Origin of the sequence: Mesorhizobium sp. LNHC252B00 (assembly GCF_000502955.1) — a bacterium.
Taxonomy (GTDB): domain Bacteria; phylum Pseudomonadota; class Alphaproteobacteria; order Rhizobiales; family Rhizobiaceae; genus Mesorhizobium.
In genome coordinates this window covers 141,929-159,231 of the sequence record NZ_AYWO01000009.1, presented here as the reverse complement: position 1 = coordinate 159,231, position 17,303 = coordinate 141,929, and the positions used below count along the sequence as shown (strand labels likewise).

The 17,303-nt window shown below is 62.0% G+C and carries 21 protein-coding genes; 5 read left to right on the top strand and 16 right to left on the bottom strand.

What is annotated here, in order from left to right:
- Positions 1 to 29: 29 nt before the first annotated feature.
- On the bottom strand, positions 30 to 1,448 hold the full coding sequence (locus X744_RS155675) for a PLP-dependent aminotransferase family protein (RefSeq protein WP_023759529.1): 1,419 nt from the start codon (positions 1,446 to 1,448) through the stop codon (positions 30 to 32).
- Positions 1,449 to 1,540: 92 nt separating this feature from the next.
- Here X744_RS155675 and X744_RS155680 point away from each other — a divergent pair, with 92 nt between their 5' ends.
- A complete protein-coding gene (locus X744_RS155680; protein ID WP_023759528.1) occupies positions 1,541 to 1,792 on the top strand; it encodes a DUF1127 domain-containing protein in 252 nt (83 codons plus the stop codon).
- A gap of 67 nt (positions 1,793 to 1,859) precedes the next feature.
- Here the strand turns inward: X744_RS155680 and X744_RS155685 are convergent, their stop codons facing one another.
- The 8 genes from X744_RS155685 to purC all read right to left on the bottom strand — a co-directional run bounded on the left by X744_RS155685 (position 1,860) and on the right by purC (position 7,192).
- Positions 1,860 to 2,501, bottom strand: a complete 642-nt coding sequence (locus X744_RS155685; protein WP_023759527.1) for a Pr6Pr family membrane protein — start codon at positions 2,499 to 2,501, stop codon at positions 1,860 to 1,862.
- A gap of 298 nt (positions 2,502 to 2,799) precedes the next feature.
- Positions 2,800 to 3,909 (bottom strand): IS110 family transposase, encoded by a 1,110-nt coding sequence (locus X744_RS155690; RefSeq protein ID WP_023759526.1) that lies wholly within the window; start codon positions 3,907 to 3,909, stop codon positions 2,800 to 2,802.
- 106 nt (positions 3,910 to 4,015) lie between these two features.
- Positions 4,016 to 4,423, bottom strand: coding sequence for a hypothetical protein (locus tag X744_RS155695; RefSeq protein WP_023759525.1), 408 nt, complete (start codon positions 4,421 to 4,423; stop codon positions 4,016 to 4,018).
- On the bottom strand, positions 4,420 to 5,085 hold the full coding sequence (locus X744_RS155700; protein ID WP_023759524.1) for a glutathione S-transferase family protein: 666 nt from the start codon (positions 5,083 to 5,085) through the stop codon (positions 4,420 to 4,422). The genes X744_RS155695 and X744_RS155700 overlap by 4 nt, the downstream gene beginning before the upstream one ends.
- Positions 5,086 to 5,172: 87 nt before the next feature.
- Complete coding sequence (gene purQ, locus X744_RS155705; protein WP_023759523.1) at positions 5,173 to 5,841, bottom strand: phosphoribosylformylglycinamidine synthase subunit PurQ; 669 nt, start codon at positions 5,839 to 5,841, stop codon at positions 5,173 to 5,175.
- Positions 5,838 to 6,092 carry a hypothetical protein gene (locus X744_RS155710; protein WP_023759522.1) on the bottom strand — a complete coding sequence of 85 codons (255 nt, stop codon included), beginning with the start codon at positions 6,090 to 6,092 and terminating at the stop codon, positions 5,838 to 5,840. The genes purQ and X744_RS155710 overlap by 4 nt, the downstream gene beginning before the upstream one ends.
- A gap of 18 nt (positions 6,093 to 6,110) precedes the next feature.
- Complete coding sequence (gene purS, locus X744_RS155715; protein WP_023759521.1) at positions 6,111 to 6,353, bottom strand: phosphoribosylformylglycinamidine synthase subunit PurS; 243 nt, start codon at positions 6,351 to 6,353, stop codon at positions 6,111 to 6,113.
- 44 nt (positions 6,354 to 6,397) lie between these two features.
- Complete coding sequence (purC, locus tag X744_RS155720; protein ID WP_023759520.1) at positions 6,398 to 7,192, bottom strand: phosphoribosylaminoimidazolesuccinocarboxamide synthase; 795 nt, start codon at positions 7,190 to 7,192, stop codon at positions 6,398 to 6,400.
- 276 nt (positions 7,193 to 7,468) lie between these two features.
- Here purC and X744_RS155725 point away from each other — a divergent pair, with 276 nt between their 5' ends.
- Together X744_RS155725 and X744_RS155730 are read left to right on the top strand one after the other, a co-directional pair.
- Positions 7,469 to 7,789 (top strand): DUF1476 domain-containing protein, encoded by a 321-nt coding sequence (locus tag X744_RS155725; RefSeq protein ID WP_023759518.1) that lies wholly within the window; start codon positions 7,469 to 7,471, stop codon positions 7,787 to 7,789.
- A gap of 170 nt (positions 7,790 to 7,959) precedes the next feature.
- Positions 7,960 to 8,733: an HpcH/HpaI aldolase/citrate lyase family protein gene (locus X744_RS155730; protein ID WP_023759517.1), complete on the top strand. Its 774-nt coding sequence runs from the start codon at positions 7,960 to 7,962 to the stop codon at positions 8,731 to 8,733.
- A gap of 55 nt (positions 8,734 to 8,788) precedes the next feature.
- Here the strand turns inward: X744_RS155730 and X744_RS155735 are convergent, their stop codons facing one another.
- Together X744_RS155735 and X744_RS155740 are read right to left on the bottom strand one after the other, a co-directional pair.
- Positions 8,789 to 9,964 carry an acyltransferase gene (locus X744_RS155735; protein ID WP_031260256.1) on the bottom strand — a complete coding sequence of 392 codons (1,176 nt, stop codon included), beginning with the start codon at positions 9,962 to 9,964 and terminating at the stop codon, positions 8,789 to 8,791.
- A gap of 173 nt (positions 9,965 to 10,137) precedes the next feature.
- Complete coding sequence (locus tag X744_RS155740; protein WP_023759515.1) at positions 10,138 to 10,686, bottom strand: alpha/beta hydrolase; 549 nt, start codon at positions 10,684 to 10,686, stop codon at positions 10,138 to 10,140.
- A gap of 252 nt (positions 10,687 to 10,938) precedes the next feature.
- Between X744_RS155740 and X744_RS155745 the strand changes: the two genes are divergently transcribed.
- Positions 10,939 to 11,754 carry a VOC family protein gene (locus X744_RS155745; protein WP_023759514.1) on the top strand — a complete coding sequence of 272 codons (816 nt, stop codon included), beginning with the start codon at positions 10,939 to 10,941 and terminating at the stop codon, positions 11,752 to 11,754.
- Positions 11,755 to 12,100: 346 nt separating this feature from the next.
- Here X744_RS155745 and purB read toward each other — a convergent pair whose 3' ends face one another.
- From purB to X744_RS155760, 3 genes are read right to left on the bottom strand one after another with little or no spacing between them, the layout of a single operon-like run.
- Positions 12,101 to 13,402 (bottom strand): adenylosuccinate lyase, encoded by a 1,302-nt coding sequence (gene purB / locus X744_RS155750; protein WP_023759512.1) that lies wholly within the window; start codon positions 13,400 to 13,402, stop codon positions 12,101 to 12,103.
- Positions 13,403 to 13,461: 59 nt separating this feature from the next.
- Entirely contained in the window at positions 13,462 to 13,926 is a 465-nt protein-coding gene (locus X744_RS155755) for a hypothetical protein (RefSeq protein WP_023759511.1), read from the bottom strand.
- A 56-nt stretch (positions 13,927 to 13,982) separates the two neighbouring features.
- Entirely contained in the window at positions 13,983 to 14,696 is a 714-nt protein-coding gene (locus tag X744_RS155760) for a DUF2259 domain-containing protein (protein WP_023759510.1), read from the bottom strand.
- Positions 14,697 to 14,831: 135 nt separating this feature from the next.
- On the opposite strand from X744_RS155760, the gene X744_RS155765 reads away from it, so the two are divergent.
- Entirely contained in the window at positions 14,832 to 15,086 is a 255-nt protein-coding gene (locus X744_RS155765; RefSeq protein ID WP_023759509.1) for a DUF2171 domain-containing protein, read from the top strand.
- Positions 15,087 to 15,100: 14 nt separating this feature from the next.
- Here the strand turns inward: X744_RS155765 and X744_RS155770 are convergent, their stop codons facing one another.
- Positions 15,101 to 16,126 carry a P1 family peptidase gene (locus tag X744_RS155770; RefSeq protein ID WP_023759508.1) on the bottom strand — a complete coding sequence of 342 codons (1,026 nt, stop codon included), beginning with the start codon at positions 16,124 to 16,126 and terminating at the stop codon, positions 15,101 to 15,103.
- Entirely contained in the window at positions 16,126 to 17,199 is a 1,074-nt protein-coding gene (locus X744_RS155775; RefSeq protein WP_023759507.1) for a branched-chain amino acid ABC transporter substrate-binding protein, read from the bottom strand. The genes X744_RS155770 and X744_RS155775 overlap by 1 nt, the downstream gene beginning before the upstream one ends.
- Positions 17,200 to 17,303: the final 104 nt, after the last annotated feature.

The following is a 17,303-nucleotide window of genomic DNA, read 5'->3' as shown; positions in this document are numbered from 1 at the left end:
GACGGAAAACCGGACAAAACCACAGGGCGTCAGGAGAAGCTGTCGTAGCCGGCACGGCCTTCATCGAGAAGTCGCCGGATCACCGCGACTCCCTCGGCAATGTCCTTGCGCTGCCGTGGCTGCGAAATGCCGAAGCGGACGCCGTGGAAAACCTGCTCGGAACGGCCGGCCTTGAACTCATCCTCGTCGTCGATCAGCACGCCATGTTCGAGGCAGGCGTTCTTGAAGGTGCCGGAAAGCCAGGGATCGGGTAGGGTCATCCAGACAAAAGGCACCCTGTCGTGTGCCTTGAACGCGAAGCCGGCCAAAGTCTCTCGCACGATCGCGATGCGGGCGTGGATTTCGCCGATGCTGTTCTTGCGTATCTCGTCCGCCTGGCCCGACAGCACCAGCCTTGTATTCACCTCGGCCAGCAGGAAAGGCATGCCGCCGGTCATCATCTTGTGGGCGACGCGGATGCGATGGCGATAGGCAGGCGGGCAGGAAAGCCAGCCGCCGCGCACACCGGCCGCGACCGACTTGGACAGGCCACCCGCCACAATGGTGCGTTCAGGGGCATATTCGGCCAGCAACGGTGTCGGATCGTCTGTCAAATTGCCGTAGAGATCGTCCTCGATGAGGATGACATTGTATTCGCGCGCGACACGCGCGATTGCCTCGCGGCGCGCCGCCGACAAGGTCGCCAGCGTGGGATTCTGCGCCGTAGGCATCAGGAAGATCATCCTGGGATGCTTTTGCGCGCAGACGCGCTCGAAATCCTGGGGGTCGATACCTTCGTCGTCCGATGCCACCAGTGCGGTGCGTCGACCGATCAGGCCGGCGCTACGGGAAATCTGCGAGTAGGTGAGGTGCTCGAAGGCGACATAGTCGCCAGGGGTGGTGAGTGCCGCGATCGCCGCCATCACCGCGGCGTGGGTGCCGAGCGTGGGGACGATGGTCTCGGCATTAGGTCTGAACGAATTGCGCGATAGCCAGCGGGCGCCGGCTTCGTACCAGCGGTCGGGGAAGTCCCTGGTATAGCTTGAAATCTCATGCGGGTGGTCCTGCGTCGTGCGCGACAGGATATCGGCGATATCAGCGCCCTGGCCGATGTCTGGCGCTGCCGTGCTGTCGAAACGCAATTTGCCGCGCGGTGCATCGATATGGCGAGTGCCTTCGCCACTGGTGACCGGCGCCGGCAGGTTCGGTTTCGCGCCGTCGGCGCGCTGACCGAGTACATAGGTTCCACGCCCGACTTCGCCGCTCACCAGCCCGCGCTCGCGCAGCAATTGATAGGCCCGGCCGACCGTGCCGACCGTGGTGCCGATGTCGTAGGCGAGGTCGCGTTGCGGCGGCAGCTTTGCTCCGGCTTCGATCACACCCCGATCGATATCCGTTTCGATTGAATCCGCCAGGCGCTGATACAGCGGGCCGGAGCCGGCAGTGAGATCTGGAAGCCAATTTGTCATGGTGACAATTTTCTATATTGCGCCGAATTGTGAGTCAATACATATCGGAATTGCCAAAAAAGGGTGCAATTTGGAATTCGGGTAGGAAGAAAATGAGCACAATCGCTACAATCCGCTCTTCGAGAACCGAACTATCAGGTCAATCGGCACGCCCATCGAGCCAAAGTGGCTTTGTCACCCGTCTGGTGCGCTTGGCCAGGTCGCTGGCGAGATGGATCGGCCATCTGCTGGAGCGTCGGCGCAGCAGGCTGGCGCTTCTGGAAATGACTGATGACCAACTCAAGGATATCGGGGTCTCGCGCTGCGATGCCCACCGCGAGGGTATCAGACCCTTCTGGGACTGAAAGCCAAGGCATTTTGCAGCCAAGCGGATTCGCTTGGCGTCGCAGAGGTGCCACAATGCATGCCGCTCTAGCGGACGCTCGATAGCCGGGTGCGCGCAACGCCATGGTCCGCAAGGACGGCAACCACGCACAGCACGAGAAAAAGTCCGGTGATGGCGGCCGCCGAGATGGCAACGCTGGCCGGGCCGTTCCTGGCGACGTCCAGGAACGGGTAGGGCACCTCGCCTGCAAACGGCGCCCGCATCAGCGCATAGATCAGATAGGCGACGGGATAGAGCACCCACCAGGAGATGTCGCTCCAGCGCGTCCGACCGTCGGCGCCCGATGTCAGCCACCACAACACGAACAGCAGCGCCGTCACATAGTGCAGAAGGACGTCGCAGAGCAGGAACAGTCCCTGCGGCTGCCAGAGCTGTGCCAGCACCGCGGCGTAGATGATGAAGACCAACGCGATCGAAACGGCAACGCCGGCCCGTATGCGCGTCCCGGCGAAGGCCGGCAGCCAGGCATAGCCGGCGGGCGACAGCAGCGACACGTACACCAGCACCGCACCGATGTTGGTCAGGATGGTGAAGAAGCTGAAAACGAAAACGATGGAGCCAAGCAGGCTGCGGCCTGCCTCCATCGACGCCGGAATGCTGATGCAGAACTGCAGGACGAGCCCGGCCAGACCGATGGCCAGCCCCGTCATCTGCAGAAAGCGGCCCATGCGCTAGCTCTCTCATGTTCCCTGTCAAGGCTGAAGGCGAGAGGGAACAACTGCTTGGCGCGAGTGTGCAAAGCAGTCGGATTGGCTGGAACTGCACAGGGTCGGGGGTGGAGCTCAGAGACGACGGTTGATCAGACATCCGCGGGTTGGATACCGCCTTCCGTGTCTTCGTCTCGGGGCTGTCCTCGGTCTAGAGGGCGGGCGTCGGGCGGATTGGCTCGGCCACATAACTAGCGACGGGAGTTCCCCACCGTGGCCCCACCCCCGGCCCTGTGCAGCGGGCTGGGTCGAGACTCGTCTATGACGGTTCGACCTCCTGCCCAATGGCCCACAGGAAGGCGGCCATCTCGCGCGCGATCGCGGCCACGACCACCGGTGGCTTCTTGCCGGCGGCGTTGAGGCGACGATAGCGAGCGCAGAGCCGGACCTGCGCCTTCCAGGCGATGTCGCGGACAGCTTTGGGTAACCCCTCGAGCCGGAGCCTCAGGGCCTCGCTGACCCTGGCGGGATAGCGGTAAGTCCAGGCCGCTTCGACCAAGGCGCGGCGGGCGCGTCGATTGCCGGCGAGTGTAAGGCTCGACCTGCGGACCGTGTCGCCGGTCGAACGCTCCCCCGGAACCAGGCCGAGGAAGGCCATCAACTGCGGCGGTGTATCGAAGCGGCGCACATCCCCGATCTCGGCCGCGAAGATTACTGCGACCAGGAACGAGGCACCGCGCATCGCCTGATAGGCCTCGACGACCCGCGCCATGGACCAGGTGGGCACGACGGCGCTCAGCTGCTCGTCCAAGCGGCGTAGCCGCTGAACCGCGTCCTCGATCGCGTCGATCTTCTCTTGGAACACGATCTGCTGCGCCGGATGCTCGAAGCTCTGGCGGGCAAGCCAGCGCCGGTGCGCCAATGTCCAATGACCGCCGCCCTCGTAGATCCGACCATGGCGCAGAAGGAAGGAGAGCAGCTGCTGGCGTTTGCGGCGCAGGTCGTCGGCTCCGGATTCCCGAGCCCGCACCAGATCGCGGACAGCCTCGTGGACGACGTCCGGTACCCACACTCCGGTCAGTTCGCCCGCCCGATGCAGCCGCGCCAGAGTGACCGCCTCCCTTCGGTTCGTCTTGATGCGCTCGCCCGACCGCTTCGGAATCAGGGCGGGCGCAACCACCATGCAGTCGTGACCAAGATCGCGGACCTGACGGCAAAGTCCGTAACCAGTCGGTCCGGCCTCGAAGCAGACGTGCAGTCGATCGTACCTTTTTCCCAGCTTCTTGATCGTCCGCTCTATCGCAGCCGGCCTATTCTCGACCTCACCGAGAAACCGGACTTCGCCCGTGCGGCCGCCCGCTGCGATCGCCACCGCATGCTTCTTCTTGGCTACATCAAACGCGACAAATGCTTCGCTATACTCTCCCATGGCTCGTCCTCCGTGCGTGAGGATCGGCTCGGCCTATCCGAGCAACCCTCGTCTCTTAATCGCACGAAAGGGCGGGCCACCGATCTCAGGCCTCGGAACATGACGTCTAGGCGGTCGCGGCGCAGGCCGGATTGCCGGCTTGCCAGCGGGCGATGTCCGATCCGATGCGGGCACCGAGCGGATCGTTCATCAGCGGCCCGAACACATCGACGCGGCTTGAATTGCCTTGCGCCTGAACGACCAGCAACGGTTTGCCGCCATAGTGTTTGGCCGGCACCAGCAGGAAACGCGGCGTGCCGCTGAACGAATTCAGTTCATTGGCCATCTGATACTGTTTGAAGGCTGGGTCCTTGCTGGCGATCCAGCATTTATGGGCCGATATCGCCACCTGTTCCATGGCCAGCAGCGCTGCACTCTTGCCCGAGGGCACAGGCGTGCTCTTCGGGGTCGATTGGCAGGATGTGAGAGCGAAAGCCGCCGCGGCAACCAGCGCGATCGCCTTGCTCCTGGTCAAGCGGCACCCATCTCAAGCTCGGACAGAAACATCTTCTGGCCGTCAGACATCTCGCCCCACACCCGCGACAATGCCGGGTGCTGCGAGGCGATCTGCTCATAGGCGTCGAATTTCGGGTAGGCGTCGAGCAGGTCGCGGCGTCCTGTCATGGCGCGGAAATTGTTGAAGATGAACCGCGTCGGCGTCAGCCAGGCATCGGCGAAACTGATATCGTCACCGAGCGCGAAGGGCCCGTGCGCCATGCGCTCCTCGATCGCTGCCAGCCCGTGGTGCAGCCGGATGAACTGGGCGTCGATCTCGGCACTGTTTCGCTTCGGCATGGAATGAAGCTCGAAAAGCTTCATCATCGGGGTCAGCACATCGAGATCGGTGATGCGGGCGAACATGCGCACCAGCGCGCGGTCCTTGGAATCGGGCGGCAGCAGTGCCGGTTCCGGAAATCGCTCTTCGAGATACTCGGCGATGACCACCGATTCGACGATCGTTTCGCCTGAGCCGGTGATCAGCACCGGAATCCGGTTCATCGGCGAGATGGCGCGAAATCCTTCCGGGATGGGAAAGCCGGGCGGTGGCGCGATGATCTTGAGCGGCACGTCCTTGATGTAGGCCAGCGCCCGCACAATCGACGAGTAGGGCGACAACGGCCGCGAATAGAGTTTCATGACCGTTTTTCTCCCCCATGAACTGGACTTGCCTCGACAAAGAGACAGGAATGTCCGGATGTTTTCAAGACGCTTGCCTCGAAGAGGTCAGGCGGCGATGCCAAGCGCACTTTCGAACAGTCCCCGGCCGTCGGTACCGCCATGGGCTGCTTCGATCAGGTTTTCCGGGTGCGGCATCAGGCCGAGCACATTGCCGCGGTCGTTGATGATGCCGGCAATGTCGTTGATCGAGCCGTTGGGATTGGTGCCGTCCGCATAGCGGAACACCACCTGGCCTTCGCCTTCGAGACGGGCGAGTGTGTCGGCGTCGGCGAAATAATTGCCGTCATGATGCGCAACCGGCGTGCGGATGATCTGGCCTGGCTGGTAGCGGCGGGTGAACATCGTGTTGGCGTTGGTGATCTCAAGCTTCACTTGCCGGCAGACGAATTTCAGCGATGTGTTGCGCATCAAGGCGCCCGGCAGCAGGCCGGCCTCGACCAGGATCTGGAAACCGTTGCAAACGCCGATGACTGTCACGCCCGCGGCTGCCTTTTCGGCCACCGCCCGCATGACCGGCATGCGCGCGGCAATCGCGCCGCAGCGCAGATAATCGCCAAAGGAAAAACCGCCGGGAATGGCGATCAGGTCGACATCGGGGATTTCGGTGTCGGTCTGCCAGACAGTGATCGGCGGCTTTCCCGAAATCTTGGTCAGCGCCGCGATCATGTCACGGTCGCGGTTGAGGCCAGGCAGAAGGACGACAGCTGATTTCATTTCGGTTCGAAAGGCCTTTGGTTTTCGGCGAGTTCGCGTAAGTCGAGGCGTCGCTCTATGCGTTCGAGGCGCTCGTCCTGACGGGCGAGAATGCCATAAATGTTATGGATATCGCTTTGCGTCGCCACCATGTGACCCCGCATCACATTCAATTCCCGCTTCGTCTCGGAACCATCCTGACGAAGTTCACCAATTTCATGATGCACGCGCTTAAGAAGCTCGTACATCGGCTCATTCGTGACTTCCGGCATAGTGCCTCCGGCGCAACCTCAGGTAATCGCCACACTATAATTCTCAATCACCGTATTCGCCAGCAGCTTGTCGCACATCGCCTTGAGGTCCGCCTCGGCTTTGGCCTTGTCGCTTTCCGCCAGCTCGACGTCGAACACCTTGCCCTGCCGCACCGCGCCGACGCCGCCAAAACCCAGGCCCGACAGGGCGTGTTCGATCGCCTTGCCTTGCGGGTCAAGCACGCCGTTCTTGAGTGTGACGGTAATGCGGGCCTTGATCACGCTGGACATGCTCCTGTTCTGACTATCGGGTTGCAAGCCGCTATTCAGTGCGGCTTGCCTTTGAGGCCGTCGGTCGAGGCGACAAGCACCGGGCCGGTGGGGCGCGGCGGCTCGTTCTCGTTCATGATGCCGAGGCGGCGGGCAACTTCCTGGTAGGCTTCGACGAGGCCGCCCATGTCGCGGCGGAAGCGGTCCTTGTCGAGCTTGTCATGCGTCGCTACGTCCCACAGGCGGCAGGAATCCGGCGAAATCTCATCGGCGACGACGATGCGCATCATGTCGCCCTCGAACAGGCGGCCGCATTCGATCTTGAAATCGACGAGCTGGATGCCGACGCCCATGAACAGGCCGGAGAGGAAGTCGTTGACGCGGATGGCCAGCGCCATGACGTCGTCGATCTCCTGCGGGCTCGCCCAGCCGAACGCGGTAATGTGCTCTTCCGACACCATCGGATCGTCGAGCGCGTCGGCCTTGTAATAGAATTCGATGATCGAGCGCGGCAGAACGGTGCCTTCATCGATACCGAGGCGCTTGGACAGCGAACCGGCGGCGACGTTGCGCACGACCACCTCGAGCGGAATGATCTCGACTTCCTTGATCAACTGCTCGCGCATGTTGAGCCGGCGGATGAAATGGGTCGGGATGCCCATGCGGTTGAGGTGATTGAAGATGTGCTCCGAAATACGGTTGTTGAGCACGCCCTTGCCGTCGACGACTTCATGTTTCTTCTTGTTGAACGCGGTGGCGTCGTCCTTGAAGAACTGGATGAGCGTACCCGGCTCGGGTCCCTCATAGAGGATCTTGGCCTTGCCTTCATAAATGCGGCGGCGATTTTTCATCTGATTTTTTCTCTGGGGTTCCGGACAGGCGGTATCAGACCATTTCCTGTCCGTCTGCCTGAAATAGTGCGGCTTACGGTAGGGTTCAATGCCGGGTCTATCCCAATCACATCGTTTGCTCAATCGGCAAATCCTTCCAATCAACCGCTTTCGGGATCGAAATGCCGCAGCGCAGCATGCGACGAAGCGTATTGACCGGCCCGCGACCTTTTGGTTTGTGCTTTGGCAACACACATATCCACCGCCAACGAATCGAATTTGACCCGGAGGGACGCCATGAGCAGCATGAAAGACCGCGAAGAGGGCTTCGAGCGCAAATTTGCTTTCGACGAGGAGCTTCGGTTCAAGGCCTCGGCGCGCCGCAACAAGGCGCTCGGCCTGTGGGCCGCCGAAAAGCTTGGAAAGTCCGGCACCGACGCCGACGCTTATGCCAGGGAAGTGGTTGTTTCCGACATCGAGGAAGCCGGCGATCACGACGTGTTCCGCAAGATCCGAAAGGATTTCGATGCCGCCGGCGTAGATCAGTCGGACCATCAGATCCGCCGCACCATGGACGAGTTGATGGCGCAGGCGATCGAAGAGATCAAGAACACCTGATCCGGCCGAAGCAGGTTCCGCAAAAGTGGCCAACGGCTTTGCGACAGAAAACCTGCGACAGACCAAAGAATGACTGGACCAATCGACCGCCCGGCCTATCCGGGCGGTTTTTCTTTGCCTTTGCCGCGGTTTCCGGCTGAAACTGCTGTCGTTAACAAGGAAGCGATTAGATGTCCCTGAAGTCCCGTCTTGCAGCCGATGAAACGCTGTTCACCGCATGGTCCGGCGTGCCGGATGCCCTGACCGTCGAAATCGTCGCCAAGCAGGGCTTTGATGCCGTCACGCTCGACATGCAGCATGGCGGCCATCACGAGGATAGCGTGCTGCGTGGGCTGGTGCCGGTGCTCGCTGCCGGAAAGCCGGCGCTGGTGCGCATTCCGGTCGGACGTTTCGACATGGCGAGCCGTGCGCTCGATTTTGGCGCCGAGGCGGTCATTGCGCCGATGGTGAATTCGGTGGCTGACGCCAAACTGTTCGCCGCCGCCATGAAATACCCGCCGGTCGGCGAGCGTTCCTGGGGCCCGACCTACGCCTTTCCACGCCACGGCAAGGGCGACCAGGCCGAATGGCTGCGCGACACCAACCAGCGCGTGCTGGCCTTCGCCATGGTCGAAACGCGCGCCGCCCTCGATGCGCTCGATGGCATTCTCGACACGCCTGGCATCGACGGCATCTTCCTCGGCCCATCGGATTTCTCGATCGCCTGGAGCAATGGCGCCACGGTCGATTCCACACTGGAAAGCATGATGGAGACAGTGGCGTCGGTCGCCGAGCGCACGCGCAAGGCCGGCAAATATGCGGCGATCTATGTTGTCGACCCGACAATTGCCGGTCGTGTCGTATCGATGGGCTACCGGCTGCTGGCCATGGGATCCGAACACGCGCTGATCGGACTCGGTGCAAAAGCCCTGATCAACAGCGTCAGGGATTCGATCGGGTCCTGAACCAGAACGGACCAATTGTCGCTACAAGCCCAATTGTCGCTGCAGCATCGTGTCGTCAGGCCCGCGCTGCCGCGGTCATCGCCGCGGCCGGTGTGCTGCGTCTGAATTTGTTGAACAGGACGCCGAGTGCACGGACCCACCAATTGTTGAAGGCCATCAGCGGCAATGCCGCGAGGATCGAACCCAGTATGGCGGCGGCGGCGCCGAGCGCGGCGGAGCCGCTGGCCAGCAGGACCCATGACCCGAGCGAGCAGATGACGGGTACATGCACGAGATAGAGTGGGAAGGACAGATCGCCCAGGAAACGTGCCGCCTTGCTCGAAGACCATGACGGCGGCTCATCCGTACTCAGCACGGCATAGACCAACATGATGCTGGCCGGAATGGCCACGCAGGATTGCCGCAGGCCTACATCATCGGACACCATAGCCTCAAGCAGTGCAAAGGGCCGATATAGGCCTACCGCATCCCCCGCATAACCCAGCAGCGCCAGGGAAATCATCGCCATGGCGCCTCTCACCCAGGGATTCGGACGAAATCCCATGGCGAGAAGCGGATAGAGCAGGAGGCTGGCCGGAAAGGCACAAAAGAAGTAGCTGACTTGTACCGTCAGGAATGCGCCTGTCGCTATGCAAAACCAGGATACCAGCGTCCCGCGGCCATGGAAGAAAAAGACGATCGGGGCGAGTGCGAAAGTCAGCATGCTGCCCCAGAACTCGACCGTCATGGTCCACAGGCTGCTGTCATAATATTTGTCGCCGTAAATGAACGTCCGCCAGGCCCCTTGCAGGAACGCATCGGAGAAACTCGCTGTCTCCCGCGACAGCACCTTTGGAGCATTGCCGAATCTGCCGAGCCACTCAGATTGGGTGACCGCCGCCGCATCCTCGAAGAAATACAGGTCGAGCTTGAAGAGGACACAGGACAAGAGAACCACGACAAGCACGGGTCCAGCCAGACGAGGCAAACGCTTTATGGCACCCAGCCACAGGTCTTGCGCCTCGCGGGTCTGAAAATAACGCTTCACAAGCACATAGGAAGAGAGCACGAAAAACAAGTAGACGGCGGAGCCGCCATTGAAGGCGATGAAAGCCGGACTTGTCTTGAGCGATTGCGCCGCCTTGTCTCCCTCTCCTATCGCCAACGGCGCAAAAGCACGCAAACAGTGCCCATTCAGAACAATGAGTGCCGCGACACCTCTCAACAATTCGAGTGAAGCATCTTTGCGCAAGTAGGGCCGTTTTTCTTGGAAAATTGCCCGTTTAGCGCACGAGAATAATCTTCCAGGTGAACAGAGCGTGCCGTCACCGAAGATCTTACCCCGATGTGCATTAAATTATTGTTCACACAAGCACAGCCGGGCCTATCCGGGCGGGTCCGTGCGGAAGCTTTGACAGCGACGTATTACAGGTCCGTCAGGAATTTGGCGAAGGTCATCGAGCCTTCGGGCCAGGGACCAAAGCCCGAATCCGCGTTGAGGTGACCGGTCGCGCCGGCATCGACGAACAGCGAACCCCACGCTCCGGCAATGTCCTCGGCGACATCGAAGGCGCAGAACGGATCGTTGCGGCTGGCGATCACGATGGACGGAAAGGGCAGCGGCTCGCGCGGGTAGGGGCCGAAGGTCATCAGGTGCCTCGGCCTGATCTCGGGATTGGCGACATCGGGCGGCGCAACGAAGAAGGCCCCGGCAACCGGCTTGCGGAATTGCGGGATGGCTTGCACCGCCGTGGCGACGCCGAGCGAGTGCGCGACGATGACGACCGGCTTCTTGGCTTCGTTGACCGCCTTGGCCACGCTGGTTGTCCAGTCGTCGCGTACCGGCTTCGACCACTCGGCCTGCTCGACCCTGCGCGCCGTCAACAGCTTCGATTGCCAGCGGCTCTGCCAATGGTCGGGCCCGGAATTGGTGTAGCCCGGCACGATGAGAATATCTGCTTCCTTGACCTTCATGGCGCCTGAAATAGCGAGCCACGTCGCTTCGTGCAACGGGTCATGAACAGCGCTCTTGATCACAATAGTGAACAGGATGTTCGCTTCTTTACGTCTTGTGTGAACGATACCGATGGACGAAAGGTGGCCAGGAAAAGAAACAGCCGTGTGCGGAAGCCCTCACTTTTGGAACTGACACGACGTATGATGATTGGCGGTGCGGGGCTTCTTGCCTTGGGAGCTTCACCGCAGGCCGGTCGATCGGAGCATTTGATGAGTGAACTGCCCTTTGCCGCCACCACGCCGGTCAGCGTTGCCCGCGTTGGGTTGAAAGCGCGCGACGCTGAAAGTCTCGCGGCCTACTATCGCAGCGTCCTCGGCTTGCAGGAAGTGAGCCGTGCCGACGGCGCTATCACGCTGGGCGCAGCCAACCGTCCGTTGCTGGTCATCGAGGCCGATGCTTCTGCCAAGCCGGATGATCCGCGCAGCGCCGGCCTGTTCCACACGGCCTTCCTGCTGCCCAGCCGCGCCGATCTCGGCCGCTGGATCAACCATGCCATCGCCGACAAGATCGCCATCGAAGGGGCTTCCGACCATCTGGTCAGCGAAGCGCTGTATCTGACCGACCCCGAAGGCAACGGCATCGAGATCTATGCTGACCGCCGTCCGCAGGACTGGAAGTGGAATGGCAACAAGATTGCCATGGCGACTGAGCGGCTGAACATTCCGTCGGTCGTTGCCGAAGTGCCGGTGGATGACGCCGGCTGGCAGGGCGCGCCGGAAAACAGCATTATCGGCCATGTCCACCTGCGTGTCGGCAGGCCGGAAGACGCCGAGGCCTGGTGGAACCAGGAGTTCGGCTTCGACACGGTGGCCAAATATGGCGGCCAGGCGGTGTTCCTATCGTCCGGCGGCTATCACCATCACATCGGCGCCAACGCCTGGCAGAGTTCGGGCGCCGGTCGCCGCGATCCAAGCAGGTCCGGTCTGGCTTGGGTCGAAATGCGTTCGGACAATGTGACCAGCTCGACAGCCCGCGAAGACCCGTGGGGCACGGTGATCAGGACTGTTCCCGGCAAGGCTGGTTGATAGGATCGGAGGCTTGTCGCCGGTTCAGATGCCGCTAGATGGTTCTTAGCTGGATCCGGCGGCGTAGCCCGTTAGCAATCCGTGCGACCAACTGGTGAACCCGGTTGCCGCCGTGCGCGCGGCGGACTGTGCCCAGTCATAACCAATCACGTGCTGGCTGAAAGACCATTCGCCGTTGTTGCGCGTGGCGATTGCGAAGCGCGCATGCGGGCTGCCGGTCACAGTGAGGCCGGGGAAGGCCTGGACGCCTACGCTGCCGGGATTGAGTATCAGCCGACATGCGCCGCCTCCAACGCGCGAAGATTCCCATGGACGTCTGAAATGACAGCCAGTCGCATTGAAAATCCTATCCGAACACCCGCTTGAAGATCGTGTCGACGTGCTTGGTGTGATAGCCCAGGTCGAATTTCTCGCGGATTTCAGCTTCCGGCAGCGCTGCGGTCACTTCCTTGTCGGCGAGCAGTTCGTCAAGAAAATCAGCGCCTTGCTCCCATACCTTCATAGCGTTGCGCTGAACCAGCCGGTAGGAGTCTTCGCGCGACAGGCCGGCCTGCGTCAGCGCCAGCATGACGCGCTGCGAATGCACGAGACCGCGGAACTTGTTCATGTTCTTCAGCATGTTGTCGGGATAGACAAGCAGCTTGTCGACGACGCTGGTCAGCCGTGACAGCGCGAAATCGAGCGTCACCGTGGCGTCCGGCCCGATCATGCGCTCGACGGAGGAGTGCGAAATGTCGCGCTCGTGCCAGAGCGCCACATTCTCCATCGCCGGCAGCGCCATCGACCGCACCATGCGGGCAAGGCCGGTGAGATTTTCGGTCAGCACCGGGTTGCGCTTGTGCGGCATTGCCGACGAGCCCTTCTGGCCCGGCGAAAAATACTCTTCCGCTTCCAGCACTTCGGTGCGCTGCAGATGCCGGATCTCGATCGACAGCCGTTCGATCGACGAGGCAATGACGCCGAGCGTGGCGAAGAACATGGCGTGACGGTCGCGCGGGATCACTTGCGTCGACACCGGCTCGGGCTTCAGGCCAAGCTTTGCCGCCACATGTTCCTCGACATAGGGGTCGATGTTGGCGAAGGTGCCGACCGCGCCCGATATCGCGCAGGTGGCGATGTCTTCGCGCGCATGCACCAGTCGCTCGCGGCAGCGCGAGAACTCGGCATAGGCCTGCGCCAGCTTGACGCCGAAGGTCGTCGGCTCGGCATGGATGCCGTGGCTGCGGCCGATGGTGACGGTGTCCTTGTGTTCGAACGCACGGCGCTTGAGCGCGGCGAGCAGGCCGTCGATGTCGGCGAGCAGGATGTCGCTGGCGCGGGTAAGCTGCACGGCAAAGCAGGTGTCGAGCACGTCCGACGAGGTCATGCCCTGGTGAATGAAACGGGCGTCCGGCCCGACAAATTCGGCAAGATGGGTCAGGAAGGCGATGACGTCATGCTTGGTGACGCGCTCGATTTCGTCGATCGCCTCGACATCGAATTTCGCAGCACTGCCCTTTTCCCAGATGGTCTTTGCCGCTTGCTTGGGGATGACGCCGAGTTCGGCCAGCGCGTCGCAGGCATAGGCTTCGATCTCGAACCAGATGCGGAACCGGGTCTCGGGCGACCAGATGGCGACCATTTCCGGCCGGGAATAGCGAGGGATCATCGGTCAGTCCTGACGTATCGAGAGGTTTTCCCGCGTCCTAACAGAGGTGGGCAAAATGCTCAACGCCGCTGGCGCGCAAACCAGACGCTCGCGGCAAACAAGGCCACGAAACCAAGCGGAAAATAAAGCCGGATGCCCAGTACGACGAACTGATACAGCGCAATCAACGTCGTGAAGACGAACTGCAGGGCCCAGGTATGGGTGAAAGCAGGTGCATGCCACTCGGCATAGTAGGAGCGGTACTGCAGGGCGAACAGCCCGGCCGTCAAGCCGACCGTCGCTGCGGCGAGGCACACGAAGGCCGCCGCGAAGGCGACCTCCCAGCGCCTGCCCTGTGAGACCAGCTTCGCGGCAAACAGGCCAATCGGAAAGGCCAGCGCACCTCCCACAGCAAACAGCAAGGTGACGATGCGGATTTTCGCCGGCGTCTCCCATTCGTCCAAGAACAGGTTGACGAGCGCGCTGGCCCCCATCGTCGCCGCCCACAGCAAGGCGCCGAAAAATGCGATGCGAAGTTCCGGCATCGCGTGGCGAACGCGGCTCAAGACGCGGTCGCGCCTGGCGGGTTGAACAGGGAATGTCACAGGCGGCCGGTCACCGCGACCCAGCGAAAGTCCGGCCCCTCAAAACCGTATTGGCGCACCGCGTAGGCGCTGAGACTGTCCATTGAAAAGGTTTGCACAGCGCCGATGCGATAGCCATTCGGGCAACCCCGGCTTTTCGGTATCGCCTTGTCCTCATGCAGCAGCTTGGTGGTGCCGCCATCCTGCGCTTCGATACGCAGCAAGCGAAAACCGTTGATCTCGCCCTGGCTCTCGCAGCCTTGGGTGTTGTTCATGCCCAACTCGTCCAGCCGGAATTCGAGCGGCTGGTCGACGGCTGAGAAGATCGGGCGCGGGTTGACCGCTATCCGGTGCGGATCGGCCGAAAGCTCGGTCACCGGGTTGAAACCAGCTGTTATGCCGCGGTTGGCGCTCAGTTCCGCCTCACCGACAATGGCTTCGCCCTTTTGCCGGGCCTGAAGGCGCACTGCTTCCAGTTTGGCGTTCTCGTCCTCGAGCCGTACCCGGATCGGCGTGCCCTTGAGAAAGCTGTCGGTGCTGGTGTCGATATAATAGCGGTTGGCATAGGGAAAGCCCGATCCGTCCTGCACGCCATATTCCTCGAAAGCGAAGACACTGCCGTCCTTGGTGAAGCCCAGGATTTCAAGTTGGGCAACGTCGCCGGCACGGGCAGCCATCGATGTCGCAAACTGTCCAAGCAGGGCAACGGCAAACAGAAAGAGCATTCGCATCGGTTCTTCACCCCTCGGCCGTGATCGCCTCCATCCACTACCACGACGGAATCAAAACGTCGCGCAGTGCCAAAGCCCGATGCATCCAATCGGCCCGTCATTTGTTATCGTCGGCAGTCCCAATGGAGAACCACCATGACCGACACCAGCAAAATTCGTGAGCATATGGAAGTCGTCGGCGCCGATGGCGTGCATGTCGGCACCGTCGACAAGGTCGATGGTCAGCGCATCAAGCTGATTAAGGCCGATAGCGGCAAGGGCGCTCACAAGGGCCATCACCATTATGTTCCCGTGAGCCTCATTGCCGAGGTCGACGGCAACAAGGTGTGGCTGTCCGCGAATTCCGATGTCGCGGTGACCTTCGAGGAAGAAAAATCCGATCGGGTATGATCGAGGGCCTCTGTTTATCTCAGGCGCGATGACCAGACCGGAAACAGATCGTTTTCGGCCGGCGTCGCGGCAAACACGCCGCGGCTGATGGCGCGCGCCATTGTGGCGCCGGCTGCGGCATAGAGGTCGATTGCCGCGTCGGCGGTGAGTTCGATGCCACTCGTGCCAGTTGCCAGCGCGAATACCAGGTCGCCATCGGCCGGCGTGTGCGTCGGCCAGATGGCGCGCACGAAGCCGTCATGCGCCGAGATTGCCAGGCGCTTTGCGGCAGCCTTGGTGAGAACCGCGTCGGTGGCGATGATAGCGATGGTGGTGTTGCCGCCGGTCTCCATCTGTCTGCCCATGTGCTTGTCGCGGTATTTCAGCAGGATCCGCTTCGCGTCGTCCGGCATCGGCGAGGGATAACCAAGGCCGCCGAATTCGTCGCCGATTTCGAACGGTGCTGCCCAGAAATGGCGAGTTCGGCTGATGGTTGCCGAGCCGGTCGGATTGACGGCGGCCAGCGCACCGATGGTGATGCCGTTGTCCAGCAGCGTCGAAGCCGAGCCGAGGCCGCCCTTCAGCCCCGAAGTCAGCGCACCGGTGCCGGCGCCAATGGTGCCGAGCTCGAAATCGGCAGCGGCGTTTTGCGCTGCTTCATAGCCAAGCTCGCGGTAGGGTGGATAAAGGCCCCAATCCTTGTCGCCGCCATTGCGCAGGTCAAACAGGATCGCCGACGGCACGATCGGCACGCGAAAGCCTCCGACCTCCAGGCCGATGCCGCGTTCGCGCAGCGCCGCCTGCACGCCGGATGCAGCGTCGAGGCCGAAAGCCGAACCGCCCGAAAGCACTACGGCGTGCACCACATCGACCGAATTGTGCGGTTCGAGCAGGTCGGTCTCACGGGTGCCCGGCGCACCGCCCAGGATCTGAACGCCGGCCACCGTCGGTTCGTCGCAGAGCACGGTCGTAACGCCCGATTTCAGCTTGGCATCGGACGCGTTGCCGACGCGCAGTCCGGCAACGTCGGTGATCAGGTTGCGCGGGCCGGTGCGAAACATCAGTTGCTTTCCAAAGGCGCAAAGCGTGTGCCGTCGAAGCGGAAGACGCGGTAAGGGCTCTGGCTGAGGTCGCCTTTTGCATCAAAGCGGATCGGCCCGATCGCAGTGGTAAAGTCCTGTCCCGTCAGGGCCTCGGTCAGTGGCTTGCCCGAGCCCTCGGACAAGGTTGACGCCGTTTTGGCGATCTCGATCGCCGCGTAGGCGGGCAGCGTATAACCGTCGGGCACGACCTTCTGCGTGGCAAAGGCCGACAATAGTTTGGGGTCGGCGACATCGGCCCATTCCGGCGGTGCGATCATCAATGTTCCCACGGCATAGGGCACGTCGCCGGTCGGTGTGCGGAGGTTCTCCCCGCCGGCAAAGACGATGCCGGCCTGGAGCTGTGCGGCATCCCGGCCCATGATGGCTATGTCGTCGCCGTCGCCGCCGGCAAATACATGCGTGGCGCCGGCCTTCTTCAGCCGGCCGATCATGCCGATCTGATTGTCGAGCTGCGGCCGGAACGTGTCGACGAATACCGGTTTCAGCGCTGCCTGCTCCGCGGCCGCCCGCAACGTCTCGGCGATTTCGCGGCCATAGATGGTGCCGTCGTCGATGACCGCGAACAACTCGCCTTGCCACAGATGGGTGAGGGTGGAGGCGACGGCGTTGCGCTCATCGTCGCCGCGTGGCCCGAGGCGAAAGACCGGCCAGCCGGTCTTGGCGCGGCGGTCGGTCAGGCTTTCGGTTCGCACGCCAACGGTAATGACTGGAATGTTGGCATCCCTGAGGATCGGCATCGCCGCCTCGATCGCCTCGGTGCAAAGGAATCCGACCACGACATTGACCTTGGCTGCGACGAATTCCCTGGCCGCGGCAGCGCCTCCGTCCGCAGTGCAGGCGTCATCCACGATCTTGAGTTCTATGCCGTTCGCTAGGGCCGCCTGACCGGTGCCGGCCTCGATCTGCTTGCCGAGAATGGCCGATGGTCCAGAGAGAGGCGCTGAGACGCCGACCACCAGCGTCTGGGCATTCGCATCACTGGCCAGAAACAGCCAGAACAGCGCCGCTATCGTTCTTGTCCTGGGTCGCATTCGAGCGATGAGGTCCTCTGTGCCGGTCTTATGCTGCTGGCACCTATTTATCGCCAAGACCTAAAGCCTGCCCGACCTTGGTGCAACACGCGAATTTCGGGATA